The sequence below is a fragment of the Erwinia persicina genome (assembly GCF_014838825.1).
Taxonomy (GTDB): domain Bacteria; phylum Pseudomonadota; class Gammaproteobacteria; order Enterobacterales; family Enterobacteriaceae; genus Erwinia; species Erwinia persicina_A.
This window is the reverse complement of record NZ_JACYMO010000004.1, coordinates 325,227-341,434: the sequence shown is the minus strand read 5'-3', so window position 1 is coordinate 341,434 and position 16,208 is coordinate 325,227. Positions and strand designations below refer to the sequence as shown.

At 55.5% G+C, this 16,208-nt stretch carries 18 protein-coding genes and 1 other RNA gene; 5 read left to right on the top strand and 14 right to left on the bottom strand.

The genetic code is table 11. From position 1 onward, the window contains the following. Positions 1-20: 20 nt before the first annotated feature. Both IFU29_RS13075 and IFU29_RS13070 read right to left on the bottom strand, forming a co-directional pair. On the bottom strand, positions 21-413 hold the full coding sequence (locus tag IFU29_RS13075; RefSeq protein WP_191934302.1) for a YraN family protein: 393 nt from the start codon (positions 411-413) through the stop codon (positions 21-23). Then, positions 371-2,383 (bottom strand): penicillin-binding protein activator, encoded by a 2,013-nt coding sequence (locus IFU29_RS13070; RefSeq protein WP_191934301.1) that lies wholly within the window; start codon positions 2,381-2,383, stop codon positions 371-373. Before IFU29_RS13070 ends, IFU29_RS13075 begins: the two co-directional genes overlap by 43 nt. Positions 2,384-2,445: 62 nt before the next feature. Between IFU29_RS13070 and rsmI the strand changes: the two genes are divergently transcribed. From rsmI to IFU29_RS13055, 3 genes are all read left to right on the top strand, one after another. After that, positions 2,446-3,309, top strand: a complete 864-nt coding sequence (rsmI, locus tag IFU29_RS13065) for a 16S rRNA (cytidine(1402)-2'-O)-methyltransferase (protein WP_191934300.1) — start codon at positions 2,446-2,448, stop codon at positions 3,307-3,309. A gap of 32 nt (positions 3,310-3,341) precedes the next feature. After that, positions 3,342-3,721, top strand: an RNA gene (rnpB, locus tag IFU29_RS13060) — RNase P RNA component class A. 773 nt (positions 3,722-4,494) lie between these two features. Continuing rightward, on the top strand, positions 4,495-5,514 hold the full coding sequence (locus IFU29_RS13055; protein WP_191934299.1) for a carbon-nitrogen hydrolase family protein: 1,020 nt from the start codon (positions 4,495-4,497) through the stop codon (positions 5,512-5,514). On the opposite strand, the gene IFU29_RS13050 is transcribed toward IFU29_RS13055, so the two are convergent. Then, positions 5,495-6,196 (bottom strand): pirin family protein, encoded by a 702-nt coding sequence (locus IFU29_RS13050; RefSeq protein ID WP_191934298.1) that lies wholly within the window; start codon positions 6,194-6,196, stop codon positions 5,495-5,497. The two genes, IFU29_RS13055 and IFU29_RS13050, sit on opposite strands and share 20 nt — an antisense overlap. Before the next feature lie 125 nt (positions 6,197-6,321). Here IFU29_RS13050 and IFU29_RS13045 point away from each other — a divergent pair, with 125 nt between their 5' ends. Next, a complete protein-coding gene (locus tag IFU29_RS13045; RefSeq protein WP_167550584.1) occupies positions 6,322-7,224 on the top strand; it encodes a LysR family transcriptional regulator in 903 nt (300 codons plus the stop codon). A 21-nt stretch (positions 7,225-7,245) separates the two neighbouring features. Here IFU29_RS13045 and IFU29_RS22660 read toward each other — a convergent pair whose 3' ends face one another. The 11 genes from IFU29_RS22660 to IFU29_RS12995 form a co-directional block, all read right to left on the bottom strand. Continuing rightward, a complete protein-coding gene (locus IFU29_RS22660; protein WP_274604291.1) occupies positions 7,246-7,380 on the bottom strand; it encodes a hypothetical protein in 135 nt (44 codons plus the stop codon). Positions 7,381-7,520: 140 nt separating this feature from the next. Then, positions 7,521-8,507 carry a glutathione S-transferase family protein gene (locus tag IFU29_RS13040; RefSeq protein WP_191934297.1) on the bottom strand — a complete coding sequence of 329 codons (987 nt, stop codon included), beginning with the start codon at positions 8,505-8,507 and terminating at the stop codon, positions 7,521-7,523. Positions 8,508-8,592: 85 nt separating this feature from the next. Further along, on the bottom strand, positions 8,593-8,982 hold the full coding sequence (locus IFU29_RS13035; RefSeq protein WP_191934296.1) for a DoxX family protein: 390 nt from the start codon (positions 8,980-8,982) through the stop codon (positions 8,593-8,595). A 150-nt stretch (positions 8,983-9,132) separates the two neighbouring features. Beyond that, positions 9,133-9,414 (bottom strand): YqjK-like family protein, encoded by a 282-nt coding sequence (locus tag IFU29_RS13030; protein WP_191934295.1) that lies wholly within the window; start codon positions 9,412-9,414, stop codon positions 9,133-9,135. Continuing rightward, a complete protein-coding gene (locus IFU29_RS13025) occupies positions 9,414-9,806 on the bottom strand; it encodes a phage holin family protein (RefSeq protein WP_191934294.1) in 393 nt (130 codons plus the stop codon). Before IFU29_RS13025 ends, IFU29_RS13030 begins: the two co-directional genes overlap by 1 nt. Before the next feature lies 1 nt (position 9,807). Continuing rightward, positions 9,808-10,113, bottom strand: coding sequence for a DUF883 family protein (locus IFU29_RS13020; protein ID WP_191934293.1), 306 nt, complete (start codon positions 10,111-10,113; stop codon positions 9,808-9,810). Positions 10,114-10,161: 48 nt separating this feature from the next. After that, complete coding sequence (locus tag IFU29_RS13015; RefSeq protein WP_191934292.1) at positions 10,162-10,533, bottom strand: DUF1090 domain-containing protein; 372 nt, start codon at positions 10,531-10,533, stop codon at positions 10,162-10,164. A gap of 160 nt (positions 10,534-10,693) precedes the next feature. After that, positions 10,694-11,086, bottom strand: a complete 393-nt coding sequence (mzrA, locus tag IFU29_RS13010) for an EnvZ/OmpR regulon moderator MzrA (RefSeq protein ID WP_191934291.1) — start codon at positions 11,084-11,086, stop codon at positions 10,694-10,696. Beyond that, on the bottom strand, positions 11,083-11,757 hold the full coding sequence (locus tag IFU29_RS13005) for a DedA family protein (protein ID WP_062745547.1): 675 nt from the start codon (positions 11,755-11,757) through the stop codon (positions 11,083-11,085). The genes mzrA and IFU29_RS13005 overlap by 4 nt, the downstream gene beginning before the upstream one ends. A gap of 316 nt (positions 11,758-12,073) precedes the next feature. Beyond that, on the bottom strand, positions 12,074-12,850 hold the full coding sequence (gene exuR, locus IFU29_RS13000; protein ID WP_191934290.1) for a transcriptional regulator ExuR: 777 nt from the start codon (positions 12,848-12,850) through the stop codon (positions 12,074-12,076). Between the two features lie 259 nt (positions 12,851-13,109). Beyond that, positions 13,110-14,423, bottom strand: coding sequence for an MFS transporter (locus IFU29_RS12995; RefSeq protein ID WP_191934289.1), 1,314 nt, complete (start codon positions 14,421-14,423; stop codon positions 13,110-13,112). A gap of 371 nt (positions 14,424-14,794) precedes the next feature. Here IFU29_RS12995 and uxaC point away from each other — a divergent pair, with 371 nt between their 5' ends. Next, positions 14,795-16,204: a glucuronate isomerase gene (gene uxaC, locus IFU29_RS12990; RefSeq protein WP_191934288.1), complete on the top strand. Its 1,410-nt coding sequence runs from the start codon at positions 14,795-14,797 to the stop codon at positions 16,202-16,204. Positions 16,205-16,208 lie beyond the last annotated feature (4 nt).

Here is a 16,208-nt window from a genome sequence, read left to right as displayed (position 1 = left end):
TAGCCTTCAAAAACAGGCGCTTATTCTGCTGTAAATGCATTGGGTAACCACTCCACCTGTTCGCCGGTGATGGCTACCACATCAAATCGACAGTCGGCGGTGTCAACACTCAGCCCCCGGCCATACAGCCACAGCGCCGCAGCACGCAGCAGTTTTTGCTGTTTACTGCGGGTAATGCTGGCTGCGGCACCGCCAAAGCGGGCGTCGCGCCGGTAGCGCACCTCAACAAATACCCATACCTGACCATCGCGCATTATCAGGTCAATTTCACCGGTACGATAACGCACATTAGCGGCGATAAAACGCAGACCTGAGGCCTGCAGCAGATGGCGGGCCTGACGTTCGCGGGCCGCCCCCTGCTGCTGCCGGCTTAGCTGGCCGGAACGATCTGTCCCTGACGATACTGGCTCCACACTAACTTCCTGTTAATGACGCAGTCCTGAGTTGCGCTCAGTGTGCCGGTATCTCCCTGGATCTGGAAACCGGGTAGCGAACGCATCTCGCTAAAGTGGTTTGCCAGCGTCCAGGCGTCAATGCCCATCGCATACAGGCGAACCAGCGAATAATCATTGTTAAACGACTTTGCCGCCTGCTGCATCAGTGCCGGATTGGTACCGGAGAGCAGTGGAATATCGCTGAACTGTAAGCCGTCCACTTCAAGACGGTAGTCCGGGCCGGCTCCTGCCTGATAGCTGCGGGAACTGGCATACAGGCCCACATTATCACGGCTGCTAACGCGCATGGAGATCATTGGTTTGATCAACGCCATCTCATCCTGGGTGGCGACAATATACACTGAATCCACGCTGCCGTTGCTGCTGCTGACCTGCGCATCGGTCACCGGGGCCGGGATTGTCAGGCCTCCAATGGTGACGCCCGCCGCGGCGGCAGGCTGTGCATTCACCGGCGTACCGCTCAGGCGGATGCCCGCGCCGCTATTAATGCCCTGCTTCAGTTCGGCTTTCGAACCAAACTGCTGCTGCAGCACCTGGCTACCGCCCAGCTTCTGCCATTCTGCCGTAAACGCTTTACTCACGCGGTCGCCCAGCGAAGTGCGTGGTACCAGCAGCAGTGGGGTGCGTTTGCCCTGGTCCCACATATGATGCGCAGCATCACGCGCTTCGTCTTCAGGAGAAAGCGCAAAATAGCAAAGATTCGGACGGTTCTGGACGCTTTCCGGTGCATTGAGGGCCAGAACGTTCAGCGGCGTCTGGCTGTTTGCCAGCGCTTCCACGTGATTTTTCAGCAGTGGGCCGACCACCAGCGTGGCACCATCACTCTTCGCCTGGGCCAGAACCTGGTCGATGGGCTGGGTGCTGGTATCGTAAACCTGAACCTGGGTACTGGCAGAAGGCGCTGCCGTTTCTACGCTATTGGCCGGGGCTGACTGGGGCTGCACGTCGGCGCTCGCTGCTGCGTCAGGGGCAGCCGACGGGCTGACCACGGCATCCGGGGTGGCCTGAGTCGCTTCAGGTGCCTGAACCGGTACTGCCGCTGACGGTGCGCTGCCCTGTGCCAGCACACCATTTTTCGCGTCGTTAAAACCCTTCTGAATGGCATTAGCGAACACCTGCGCCTGGCCACTTAACGGCAGCAGAAGGGCAATTTTCCCTGTAGAGGCGGGCTGGAAGTTCTGCACTTGTGTGAGGGCGGTAGGCAGCATTTTTGCCGCCGGATTGTTCGGGTAACGTGTCTGCCAGTCGCTGATACCCGCTTTCAACATATCCGGGTCGCTGACGTTCGCGCGGTAGACGCCCAGCAGATCGAGCCAGCCCTGCAGGATGTTTTCACTGGCGTTAATGGCCAGACTGTTCATCTGGTCAGGTGTCATCTGCGTCAGCGTCTGCCAGGTCGCATCAATGTTCTTTTGCTTATCGGCCGGATTAGTCAGCAGCGGCTCCTGGGCAATCCAGGCGCGCAGTACGTCCAGCGAAGGGCGACCCTCGCTGGTGGCAATCTGCAACTGGTAGTAACGGACCTGCTGCTCCCTGGACAGGGCGCTGGTATCAAGCTGTTTCAGCTTTGCCACGGCATCCGGCAGATTTTTCTGTGCCACACTGAGCTGTGCCTGGAGCAGTAACAGCTCCTGACGCTGAGTGGCATTGAGATCCTGTGGCACCTGCGTGAGCTGATCGTTGGCCTGAGGAACCTTCCCTTCATTCAACAACGCTCTGATTGCGAGTAATTGCCAGTCAACCTTGTTATTATCTGCGCTTTGCTGCATCTGCTGAAGATAATAGTCAGAGGTGCCAGTGGCAGCCCCCTGTACATTCGCCTGAGGCGTTTGCGGAGCCTGGCCGGTACAACCGGCAAAAATCAGGGCGGCCAGCAGCAGCGGCATGGTGCGTACTGCTTTGCAGTGAACTACTTTCGAAGGAAGCATACTGTATCCAGTGATGTTTTTTTCAAGATGCTCAATATTAAATCGGCAATTCGGATCAAACAATGAAACAACACGATCGGGCAGATATTTCTGCCAGCACGCTCTATATCGTTCCAACACCGATAGGTAACCTGGGCGATATCACCCAGCGGGCACTAAAGGTGCTTGCGAGCGTCGATCTGATCGCTGCGGAAGATACACGTCATACCGGGCTGTTGCTACAACATTTCGCCATCAATGCGCGCCTCTTCGCATTGCACGATCATAATGAACAGCAGAAAGCGGAAGTCTTGCTGGCGAAGCTGCGCGAAGGTCAAAGCATAGCCTTAGTTTCTGATGCCGGCACGCCATTAATCAACGACCCGGGATATCACCTGGTGCGCCTGTGCCGTGAAGCAGGGATCCGGGTGGTGCCGTTGCCGGGTGCCTGTGCCGCGATTGCCGCGCTGAGTGCCGCTGGCCTGCCATCTGACCGCTTCTGTTACGAAGGTTTTCTGCCAGCCAAAAGTAAAGGGCGTTGCGACACCCTGCGCGAACTGGAACAGGAACCACGCACCCTGATTTTTTATGAATCAACACACCGCCTGCTGGACAGCTTACAGGATATGGTGACGGTGCTTGGCCCCGCCCGCTATGTGGTGCTGGCGCGGGAAATCACCAAAACCTGGGAGTCGATTCACGGCGCGCCAGTGGGGGAACTACTGGCCTGGGTGCAGGAAGAAGACACTCGTCGTAAAGGTGAGATGGTGCTGATCGTAGAAGGCTATCACGCTGAGGAAGAGGCGCTGCCACCGGAAGCGCTGCGCACGCTGGCGCTGCTTCAGGCCGAGCTGCCGCTGAAGAAAGCCGCCGCGCTGACCGCTGAGATCCACGGCGTGAAAAAAAATGCGCTCTATAAGTACGCGCTCGAACAGCAGGGTGAGTGACATCCAGGTGAAAACCCTATACACTGCGCGCCGAAGCTGACCAGACAGTCGCCGCTTTGTTGCCGTCCTCCTTCGGGGGAGACAGACAGAGGGGAGGAAAGTCCGGGCTCCATAGGGCAGGGTGCCAGGTAACGCCTGGGGGGCGCAAGCCCACGACAAGTGCAACAGAGAGCAAACCGCCGATGGCCCACGCAAGTGGGATCAGGTAAGGGTGAAAGGGTGCGGTAAGAGCGCACCGCGCGGCTGGCAACAGTTCGTGGCACGGTAAACTCCACCCGGAGCAAGGCCAAATAGGGGTTCACCAGGTACGGCCCGTACTGAACCCGGGTAGGCTGCTTGAGCCAGTGAGCGATTGCTGGCCTAGATGAATGACTGTCCACGACAGAACCCGGCTTACCGGTCAGCTTCGAACCATTCAGTGAAAACCCCGCTCCGGCGGGGTTTTTGCGTTTTAAAGCGTATTACTTTTCTGTGCGGTTTCGCCCGCGACTGTCCACGACACTCTCTATGGCAGGAAAGCGGCTTACCGGTCAGCGTCGAACCATTCAGTGAAAACCCCGCTCCGGCGGGGTTTTTGCGTTTTAAAGCGTATTACTTTTCTGTGCGGTTTCGCCCGCGACTGTCCACGACACTCTCTATGGCAGGAAAGCGGCTTACCGGCCAGCGTCGAACCCTTCAGTGAAAACCCCGTTCCGGCGGGGTTTTTGCGTTTTAAAGCGTATTACTTTTCTGTGCGGTTTCGCCCGCGACTGTCCACGACACTCTCTATGGCAGGAAAGCGGCTTACCGGTCAGCGTCGAACCCTTCAGTGAAAACCCGGCTCCGGCGGGGTTTTTGCGTTTTAAAGCGTATTACTTTTCTGTGCGGTTTCGCCCGCGACTGTCCACGACACTCTCTATGGCAGGAAAGCGGCTTACCGGCCAGCGTCGAACCCTTCAGTGAAAACCCGGCTCCGGCGGGGTTTTTGCGTTGAGGGGAAAGTATCATCGTTAGTGTCATTATTTCTGAAGGGGAACGACTTTCTTTTCCAAAAAGTTTTTATTAAAACCTATAAAAATTAATCAGCATCAATTGTCTCTTTGTCCCTACCACTTTAATTTATTGTCGGCAGGCGCTCTCCGCACGTGAGGCAGATTAATAAGCCTCTTTTTGCCACCGTTTTTTATCTTAAAGGAATAAGTGAAAATGAAAATGAGTGATGAACGTTTTCGTGTCGCGGTAGTACAGGCATCCCCGGTCTGTATGGATGTGAATGCCTCTGTTGATAAGGCGCTGGGGCTGATTGCCGATGCTGCACGACAGGGTGCGCGGCTTATTGCATTTCCCGAGCTTTTTTTTCCCGGCTACCCGTGGTTTCTCTGGCTGGGTAATATTCCATATATGGCACCCTTTATTACGGCCTATCACCGGCAGTCAATATCAACCGATTCACCGCAGTATCAGCGTTTACAACAGGCAGCACGAGATAATAAAATTTATCTCTCTTTCAGCTTCAGTGAAAAATATAATGCGATGCTGTTTATTTCCCAGGCCTTAATTGATGATGCCGGTAATACTCTTGAGGTCAGACGTAAACTTAAACCGACGTCAGTTGAACGCCTGCTGTTTGGTGAAGGCGATGGCAGCCATCTGAAAGTGCACCGCACTGCTCTGGGGCATATCGGTCAACTTTGCTGCGGTGAACACTTGCAGCCCCTGAGCTGTTATGCGCTGCATGCACAAAATGAGCAGATCCATATCGCCGCCTGGCCCTCTTTTTCGATTAACGGATTCCATTCCCTTAGCGGAGAGGTGAATGCCGCTGTCTCCCAGGGTTACGCTGCGGAAGGGCAGTGTTACCTGCTTTTCGCCTGTGCGGTGGTGTCAGAACAGGAAGTTAAAAGCTACTGTGTTGACGATCAGATGCGCCAGGTGCTGCTGACAGGCGGCGGATATGCGAGGATTTACGGCCCGGATGGTCGCTTGCTGACCCAGCCACTGGCGGAGGATCAGGAAGGCCTGTTGTTTTCCGATGTTGATCTCGCAGCGATTACCCTGTGCAAATTCCTTTACGATCCGGCAGGCCATTACTCCCGCCCGGATGCCACGCGCCTGCTGCTCGATCCCCACTGCCGCCAGCCTGTGATGGTACTGTCAGAGTGCCAGGACATCGCGGAAACATCAGAAGGTCACGACCCTGAGGCCGTTACACCGGAAGATCGATAACCAGCACCCGCAGGGCGGTCTCCGCCGTAAGAGTTACGCTCTGCTCCTCGCGCAGGAACGCACCATCACCGCAGGTCAGGGCTTCCTGCTGAGAATCCGTGGCCGCTTTCAGTGAACCATGAATCGACTGCAGATAGGCTCGCGTGCCGTGCAGAGGCAGGGTATAGCTTTCGCCGGGTGCCAGCACCACCTGATGGATCCACACCTGCTGACGTAACTGCAGGCTGCCCGCGCTGCCGTCTGGCGAGGCAATCAGCATATAGCGCAGATGTTCAGATACGGGCATCTGCTGCACCGCGTTATTTTCACGCTCAGGACAGGCATCCAGCCACAGCTGCATACGCGTCAGAGGGACCTCTTTACTGATGTTGTGCTCGGAGTAGCTGACGCCTGGCTGCGTTGCCAGCAGCAGGGCCTCGCCTGCCTGTGCCCTTACGTGGTTACCTTCACTGTCACGATACTCTGCCACACCCTGTAAAATCAGGTTCAGTACATCGACCTTAGGATAGGTTCTGGGTTGGAAGGAAGCCCCTGGTGCCAGCACTTCCTGATTCAGCACACGCAATGACGCGTAGCCAAGCAGTTGAGGATCAAAATAGTGACCAAAGGAGAAGGTATAGCGTGCCTGCAGCCAGCCATAATCGGCTTTGCCACACTGCTCTGCGGTTCGACTGGTGATCATACTTTTCTCCTTATCGGCCGGAAACATCCCGCCGTTTATTATCCTGTTATGGTAAGTTTCTGGACGCCGGATTGTTAGCCAGTTAATCTGCTGGCAATATTCAAATTTCCTGACAGAGAATTACTATGGCTAAAGATCGTGCTCTGACGCTGGAAGCGCTGCGGGTGATGGATGCTATCGACCGTCGCGGAAGCTTTGCCGCCGCCGCGGATGAGCTGGGTCGCGTCCCCTCCGCACTGAGTTATACAATGCAGAAGCTGGAGGAGGAGTTGGATGTCGTGCTGTTTGACCGCTCTGGCCACCGTACAAAATTTACCAATGTCGGAAGAATGCTGCTGGAGCGGGGGCGCGTACTGCTGGAAGCCGCCGATAAACTAACCACCGATGCTGAAGCGCTGGCGCGCGGCTGGGAAACCCATCTGACCATCGCTACCGAAGCGCTGGTGTCCACCGAACTGCTGTTTCCGCTGGTTGGGAAGCTGGCTGATAAAGCCAATACCCAGGTCTCACTGATGACCGAAGTGCTGGCCGGTGCCTGGGAGCGCCTGGAGCAGGGGCGGGCTGATATTGTGATTGCGCCAGATATGCATTTTCGCGCGTCATCCGAGATCAATACCCGCAAACTCTACACGCTGATGAGCGTCTATGTCGCCAGCCCGGAGCACCCTATTCATCTGGAGCCGGAACCGCTGTCGGAGACCACGCGCGTCAAGTATCGCGGGATTGCCGTCGCAGATACCGCCCGTGAGCGTCCGGTACTGACAGTGACGCTGCTCGACAAGCAGCAGCGGTTGACGGTCAGCACCATTGAAGATAAACACCGCGCACTGCTGGCCGGTCTGGGCGTGGGCACGATGCCCTACACGATGGTGGAGAAGGATATCGCGGAAGGTCGCCTGCGCGTGGTCAGCCCGGAATACACCCGCGAAGTGGACATTATTATGGCATGGCGGCGTGACAGTATGGGTGAGGCGAAGTCCTGGTGCCTGCGGGAAATCCCGAAACTGCTGGCGAAACGCCAGGGGTAACCCCCGCCGCGGGAAGGCGCGCTATGGCGCAGCGTTGGTTTCCTGAGCATGCTCAATGCTGCTGAAGGTTGAAAAAGTCTGATAGTAATAGTGCCCGACAAACGCGACGTAGCAGAGCATAACAACGGCAAGGCAGATTGCGACAGATTTGATCATGGCTCCATCCCCGTAGTGATTTCGTTTTAAGTGTTTACGTCAGTAAAGATACGTAAGCGCGAAAGAGGGGAATTTGTGCCAGATCAATAAAGGGTGCGGAACATCCAGGACGAGGTGAAAATCGCCCTGGTTGCTAACGGTTAACCGAAATGCCGGTCACGGCCGTGAGGAACATCCCAGTCGTACGCCGGACCCAGTGAGATCACCCCGCTTGGGTTAATGGTCTTATGGCTGCAGTAGTAATGATGACGGATATGCTCAAGATTAACCGTCTCCGCCAGACCTGGCGTTTGCCACAGGTCACGCAGAAAACCGTTCAGGTTCAGGTAATCACTCACCCGGTGACGGTCGCACTTGAAGTGAGTGACGTACACCGGGTCGAAACGCACCAGCGTGGTCCACAGGCGGATATCGGCCTCTGTCAGGTGTTCCCCGGCAAGATAGCGATGCTGGCCCAGCAGGTTTTCCAGGCGGTCGAGCGAGGCAAAGAGTGCGGTTACCGCCTCATCATAGGCAGGCTGGCTGGTGGCAAACCCCGACTTATACACGCCGTTGTTGACCGTGTCGTAGATCCAGCCATTCAGTTCATCAATTTCAGCATGCAGATCCTGCGGATAGTAGTCTCCGGCGCGCGCACCAACACCGTCAAAGGCACTGTTCAGCATGCGGATAATATCGGCTGATTCATTACTGACGATAGTGTGCTGTTGTTTGTCCCACAGCACCGGGACCGTCACGCGGCCGGTATACTGTGGGTCGGCGTGAAGGTAGAGCTGGTAAAGATATTCGTTCTGATACAGGCTGTCGCCGGTAGCAGCAGGGAAATCTTCATCAAAGGTCCAGCCGTTTTCCAGCATCAGAGGATGTACCACCGAGACTGAAATCAGATCGGTCAGTCCTTTTAATTCGCGCATAATCAGCGTGCGGTGTGCCCACGGGCAGGCGAGAGACACATACAGATGGTAGCGATCGGCTTCGGCGCGAAAACCCGCTTTGCCGGTAGGGCCCGCTTCACCGTCGGCGGTGACCCAGTTGCGAAAGGCGGATTCAGAACGTTTAAAACGGCCGCCTGTTGCTTTGGTGTCATACCACTGGTCGTGCCAGACGCCCTCAATCAGTTGTCCCATAGTGTTGCTCCTTTCCGTAACGTAAAAGGGGCGAGGATATGATCCTCACCCCCCCGATAACCTTAGTATAACGCGTAGCGTGGAATTACCACTTCTTACCCAGCAGACGGTCAAGGCTCAGCGCGCCAGGACCAGTGATGGCCAGCAGCAGGAAACCGCCCGCAATGCTGATGTTTTTCAGGAACATGGTCGGGCCATCGACAGCAAAGTTACTGTGCGCCAGGATCGCGGTCAATACGGTGAAGATGGCGGTAATCAGCGCGGTGGTACGGGTCAGGAAGCCGAACATAATCGCCAGACCGCCACCAAATTCCAGCAACACAGTCAGGGGCACGAAGAGTGCAGGGATACCCATTGAAGCCATAAACTGCTGAGTGCCTGCATAATCGGTCAGCTTACCCCAGCCAGCCACAACAAACAGAATGGCCATCAGGATGCGAGCCAGCACAATACCGCTATCTTCTAATTTTTTCATGATTATCCCCAAACAAGAATAGTTGGTCGTGCAAGCGGCCCGACCGGATTNGGGACGCAAAACATTGTAAGCGAGATAATCTGTCGAAGTTATTCAAGAAAACTGGGGGAGGAGCGGCCGCAGCATCGCTGCGGCCGCTAGTGCAGAAGATTATCGGCGCGGCAGATAGTTACGTACCATGCGCCAGGTGCTCCAGGCACCGAGGCCACGCCTGGCCCAGCGGCCCATAAACCGCGGATTACGCACGGACCAGATTGCCATGACCCCGCTGCCGATGGTCAGCCAACGTTTGGCACTGAGCAGCGTCAAAAACCCATGGTCGTAGCGAGCCGTAGTATCGAGCCAGGCTTTACGCCCGGCGCTCAGATCCAGCCGCTGCTGCTGGATCTGCCGTAGCAGTTCAGCTTTACGTGCGTTCCGTTCGCGGCTCATCAGTCATCCTCCAGCAGCTTGCGGTCTTCCGACAGCTCCTTGCGGGTGGCGCTAAGAAGCGTTGAACGACGTGATTTAGCCAGCGTCCAGAGACCGAAAATCAGCGCCAGTGCAAACAGCACGCCGGTCGTAATGGCAATGGCCATCAGACGATACTGCGCATCCACCGCCCAGATAACCAGCACCATCAGGCTCATCAGACCAAAGGCAGTAAACAGCATCGTCAGGCCCACCATCAACAGCATCTGTATCAGGTTGGCTTTTTCAGCTTCCAGCTCTACTACCGCCAGCCGGATGCGTGTTTCCACTATCCCCACCAGAGTAGTAACAATTCGCTGACCGATGTTTAAGACCCCTTTGCCGGGGCCGTGGCTTGGCTGATGTTCTGCCATATTAACGACGGGTCAGCAGTACGCCCAGGACTACGCCAACTGCGGCGCCAATACCTACGCTGGTCCACGGGTTATCGCGCACGTACACATCGGTACGCTCTGCCGCTTCGCGGGTGGTCTGTGCAATGCGGTCGCCGGAATCACCCAGACGGGCGCGGGTCTCTTTCAGTGCGCTCTGGGCCTTGCTGCGCAGTTTGTCCAGCTCGGTTTTAGACTTCTCACCGGAGGTCGTTAATACTTCTTCCAGGGTGTCAGCCAGGTTTTTCAGCTCGGCGCGCAGATGTTCTGATGTAGTATCTTTAGACATTGAAAACTCCTTTACCTTAGTTTTAATGACGTTGGCAGAGTGTGGCCCTTACCAGGCTGTACTCTGCACTTCCTTCAGCTCATGTTGGGCATCAGCCAGTTTCTGTTCGCGTTTAGCAATCTTTTCGCGGTCATTTCCTTCCGCTTTTTCCTGTTTCAGTTCCTGTTCCCGCTCGGCCACTTTTTTCTCATGCTGCCTGATCTTGTCCTGGTGTGCTTCTTTCAAACCGGCGTCGCTACAGTTCGCGTGGGTTTCCGTTAACGCCCGTTCAAGACCGTTAACCCGACGCTGATTGTCGTGTTTTTTCGCCATATCGATTTCATGCCGGATAGACTGTTCTTTCTGCTGACAGAGCGTATCTGCCTGCGAGAAAGTGGCGAGTGTTAGCAGGCTAACGCCCAGAATAAAGTGGTTTTTCATCGCGGTTGTGACCTTCCTTTGCGAGATATCAAGTGCCGGATATCGTTGTCCTGAAACAGGTGTATCGCATTTTACTGCTTATGAAGCATAGACAGAAAATAGCAAAACCTCAAAAACAGAGAATATTCTCACGGATAGCCCCGGTGAAGGGGCGGGGGAATCAGCCGACAGACTGTGGCCGCAGGCTGATGCGATTTATCCAGGCAGCCGCATCATTATTATCATGGCGCGCAATATCAAAGCCGTAGGGCAACAGTTTACGCAGCACTTTTTCGGCGGCGGCGCTCTGCTCCATAGAGTCAAATTTGATAATCAGCGAATTCTGTTCGGGAGTGATACTTTTTATGTGGATGCCCTGTGCATTGAGCGTCTGATAAACATAAAAGCCATCCGGCAGGCTGATCCCCTGACGGGCAGCCCGGATCTGCAGGGCGTTTTCACTGCGAAACAGGCTGGGCATCAGGGCCAGAGCCAGCAGAGCGATGGTCATCATCGCCATCAGCGGCAGCAGGCGCAGAATACGCGTCGGTAATTTCATAAAACCTGGCATCATGAGTTTCCTTTCTCATTGGTGGATTGCTTCTTACGCCACAGGACATACAGCGAACCGCACAGGCCAAACACCAGTAAAAACAGGGGCAGTAACATCAGGCAGAACATCAGTTGATCTTCATACTTCAGGAAAATCGGCGTCTTACCCAGCGCGTATCCCATCACGGTCAAAATCAGCACCCACAGCAGGGCGCTCATCCAGTTGAAAAACTGAAAACGGGCATTGCTCAGGCCAGAAAGGCCGGCAATGGTGGGCAGCAGCGTACGGACAAAAGCGATGAAGCGGCCCACCAGCAGCGCGGAAAGACCGTGGCGGTGAAACATCTGATGGGCACGCTGATGATATTGCGCAGGCAGATGGGACAGCCATTTTTGCACGGTGACCGTATTTCCCAGCCATCGGCCCTGTATATAACTTACCCAGCAACCAAGACTGGCCGCCGTGGTCAGGACACACACTGTCAGGGCAAAATTCATGGTCCCTTTGGCTATCAGCACGCCGACCAGAATCAGCAGGCTGTCACCCGGAAGAAAGGCGGCGGGCAGCAGTCCGTTTTCGAGGAACAGAATCATAAACAGAACAAAGTAAATCGCCCATACCAGCGTCGGGTCAGCGAGGGTGGCATAATCCTGTTGCCAGAGAGCGTGCACCAGAGATTTGAAAATATCCATTAATAGTCCTGAACGTCATAGTTGGCCTGTTTCATCTTTTTTGCACACTTAATTCATCGTTATATTGGTGCAGATAAGCATAAAACGGGCGGCGGAACAGCATGGCTGGTGAATATGACCTCTCCTTATTTACCCGCGCAGGAAAGGGTAAAAAAGGCAGATAACTGTAACAAAATTACGCAAGCCTGGACAGGAAGAAACACAGCGCTAACGATGTTTTACCGTTGTACTGCGTTGTCTGGAAGGAGTTTTACACAGGCTGACACTACTGAAGGTATTTTGACTCAAGGAGTTAACTCAGCCTGGATGAAGAGTGCTATTTTTCGCTGTTTGCCACTGTTTCTGGCATGACGACCGGGTTTTCAGCAAACATGTAGCGGTCAACGTTAAATTCGAAGTCATCTGTTGTGGCATGGAATAACATCTGTTTAGTGTTTTCCAGGTGCTGCCACATGGCCAGCTTACTGGCCGCCGGGTCCTTGCGCATCAGGGCTTTCAGGATATTGTCATGATCTTCACACCAGCTTTCAATCGACTTCTCATCAATATGTTCATGCAGTTTTAGCCAGTACGGGTTGTGCAGACGGTGTAACCACATCTTTTCTACAATGGCCGCCAGCGCGCTGTTTTGCGTCGCCAGCGCAATCTGCACATGGAATTTCATATCCCATTCGGAATCGCGGAAACGATCTTCTTTCCGCGCCTGAGTCTGGATCGCCATTAACTGCAGGATGTCCTGGCGCGTCACCTGGGTGGCGGCAAACTCGGCGACGTTACTTTCAATCAGCTGACGGGCCTGCAACAGTTCAAAGGGCCCGAAGCTGGCAAACTCCAGCTGACTGCTGGTGGCGACGCGATTTTGCTGGCGCTGGGAAATGACATGGATACCGGAACCTTTCCGCACTTCAACGTAGCCTTCCACTTCCAGCATGATGATCGCTTCCCGAACCACGGTCCGGCTGACGCCCATCTCTTCTGCAATAAACCGCTCCGCAGGTAATTTTTCACCCACCGGGTAAATGCCCTGTTCCAGGCGTCTTTTCAGCTCGGCGGCCAGCTGTTGATAGAGACGGCGCGACTCGGTTAATTCCATGATCCACGTTCCCCTTCAGGTCACACTGATAATGGAATTTGTTATACCACTTTTCACGGTGGCGGGTCGACCCTCCTGCAAAAACGGTACTCGGTGTGAGATGAAATCCGCCACGACATCGCGGTGTCCTGCAGGGCGGCCCTGCGATTGTGGTCACCCTGGTTCATGCTCTGCCCCACGGGGCCGGTCTGCGCGACTGGCCGACCAAAACAAAAGGGCGGCCACTACAGTGAGGATACTGCAGGGGCCGTCCGCGGAATTATGCGGAATGCTGTGTCACCACCCCGGTCATTTTCTCTTTTTTCTCCTGCTCCAGCTCGGAAATGGGTTTATTTTTCAGCAGTGTCCAGATGGCGACCGCCCCTAACAGGTCAAACACCGCCAGCGCAGCAAACAGCGGGCTGAACCCCATGGTATCGGCGAGCGCGCCGACAACGAGGGCGAACATGGTACTGGCGGTCCAGGCTGCCATACCGGTCAGCCCGTTTGCGGTGGCCACTTCATTGCGGCCGAAAACGTCAGAAGAGAGGGTGATCAGCGAACCGGAAAGTGCCTGATGGGCAAAACCGCCAACGCACAGCAGAGCAATAGCGGCATAAGGACTGGTAAACAACCCGATGGTGCCCGGGCCAATCATCAGTACCGCCCCCATGGTGACCACCAGCTTGCGCGAGACGATCAGGTTAACGCCAAACACACGCTGGAAGAACGGCGGCAGATAGCCCCCGACAATACAGCCGAGGTCAGCAAACAGCATCGGCATCCAGGCGAACATCGCAATCTCTTTAAGGTTGAAGCCGTACGCCTTGAACATAAACAGCGGGATCCAGGCGTTGAATGTGCCCCAGGCGGGTTCCGCCAGAAAGCGCGGCAGGGCAATGCCCCAGAACTGACGGTTACGCACGATCTGCCAGGCGGACATTTTTTTGCCGTTATGGGTCTGATGCTGGGCTTCCTGGCCGGAAAGGATGTATTCGCGCTCTTCAGGATCCAGTTTCTTCTGATCTTTCGGATGCTTATAGAACACCAGCCAGCACAGCGCCCAGATCATGCTCAACACGCCGGTAATGATAAAGGCCATCTGCCAGCTGTGTGCCACGATCGCCCACACGACCAGCGGGGGAGCCAGCATGGCACCAATCGACGACCCGACATTGAAATAGCCGACGGCAATTGAACGCTCCTTCGCCGGGAACCATTCGCTGCTGGCCTTCAGCCCGGCGGGGATCATGGCCGCTTCAGCGGCGCCCACGGCCCCCCTGGCAATCGCCAGCCCACCCCAGCTGCCTGCCAGCGCGGTGGCGGCGCAGAACACCGCCCAGAGAATGGCGAACAGGGCATAACCGATTTTGGTCCCCAGCACGTCCAGGATATAGCCGGCGACCGGTTGCATGATGGTGTAGCAGGCTGAATAGGCGGCAACAATATAGGAATACTGTTGCGTAGTGATATGCAGCTCTGTCTCCAGCGTGGGGGCCGCCACGGCAATGGCGTTACGCGTCAGGTAACCCAGGATGGTACCGATGGTCACCAGACCGATCATGTACCAGCGTAACCCTTTAATTTTACGCATTTAAAACCTCTTCCCGTAATTATTGTTGATGTCACGTCAGGGGGACGTGCATCTGTAAGGGGCGGGACGGCCTGCTGCGTACAGCACCCGCACGGTAATTTCACGACAACCTTGCCTGCTCAGTATCGAACGCCGACACGATAACTTGTCATACAGATTTAAAAGTTGAGAGCCATCACAAAAACCATTTTTGTAATGAGGGATAATAAAACTACTGAAAACACAGGAAGATAGCTTCTGAAGGCGTGAAAGACAGCGTTATTCACGGATAAATAGTGATGTTTTTGTGATCGCATTCGCACTATTATTTCAGCGGCAATCGTAATTGGTATGATAACTTTACTGGCATCAGACCCAGCAGGAGAGACCCCATGTCACGCTTTATGAGTGAAGACTTTCTACTCGACAGTGAATTTGCCCGCCGGCTTTACCATGATTACGCCGCTGACCAGCCGATCTTTGACTATCACTGCCACCTGCCGCCGCAGCAAATTGCCGAAAACTACCGTTTTAACAATCTGTACGACATCTGGCTGAAGGGCGACCACTACAAATGGCGGGCGATGCGTGCTAACGGCGTTGCGGAAGCCCTGTGTACCGGAGAAGCCAGCGACCGGGCGAAGTTTGATGCCTGGGCGCGCACGGTGCCGGACACCATTGGTAATCCCCTGTACCACTGGACGCATCTGGAGCTGCGCCGTCCGTTTGGCATTACCAATACGCTGCTGTCGCCCGCGACGGCAGATGCCATCTGGAACCAGTGCAACGAAATGCTGGCGCAGGAGGCCTTCAGCGCGCGCGGCATCATGCAGCAGATGAAGGTGAAAATGGTTGGCACCACCGATGATCCGGTGGACGACCTGCGCCATCATCGCGCACTGGCCGAAGATGGCAGCTTTGCCACGAAAGTGCTGCCGAGCTGGCGTCCGGATAAGGCATTCAATATAGAGGCGGAAGGATTCACCGACTATCTGCACACCCTGTCTGCGGTAGCCGATGTCGCTATCACCCGCTTTGATGATCTGCGACGCGCGCTGACCGTGCGGCTCGACCACTTTGCCGCCCACGGCTGTAAGGTATCTGACCATGCGCTGGATGTGGTGCTGTATGGCGAGGCGGATGACGCGACGCTGGATGCCATCCTGGCGCGCCGCCTCGGTGGGCAGATCCCGCCGGAAAGTGAGGTCGCCCAGTTCAAGACCGCCGTGCTGGTGTGGCTGGGGGCCGAATATGCCCGCCGGGGTTGGGTGCAGCAGTACCACATTGGCGCACTGCGCAATAACAATCGCCGCCAGCTACAGCTTCTGGGGCCGGATGTCGGCTTTGACTCGATTAACGATCGCCCGCTGGCAGAACCGCTGTCGAGACTGCTGGATGCGCAGAACCGTGATAACGCGCTGCCCAAAACCATCCTCTACTGCCTGAACCCGCGCGATAACGAAGTGCTGGCGACGATGGTCGGAAATTTCCAGGGGGAAGGGCAGCCGGGCAAAATGCAGTTTGGTTCAGCCTGGTGGTTTAACGATCAGAAAGATGGCATGGAACGGCAGATGACCCAACTGGCGCAGATGGGCCTGTTAAGCCGCTTCGTCGGTATGCTGACCGACAGCCGCAGCTTCCTCTCTTACACCCGCCACGAATATTTCCGCCGTCTGCTGTGCCAGATGATCGGCCGCTGGGTAGAAAAAGGCGAAGCGCCGGGGGATATCGCGCTGCTGGGCGGAATGGTGCAGAACATCTGCTTTAACAACGCCCGCGATTACTTCGCCATTGAGCTGTAACCGG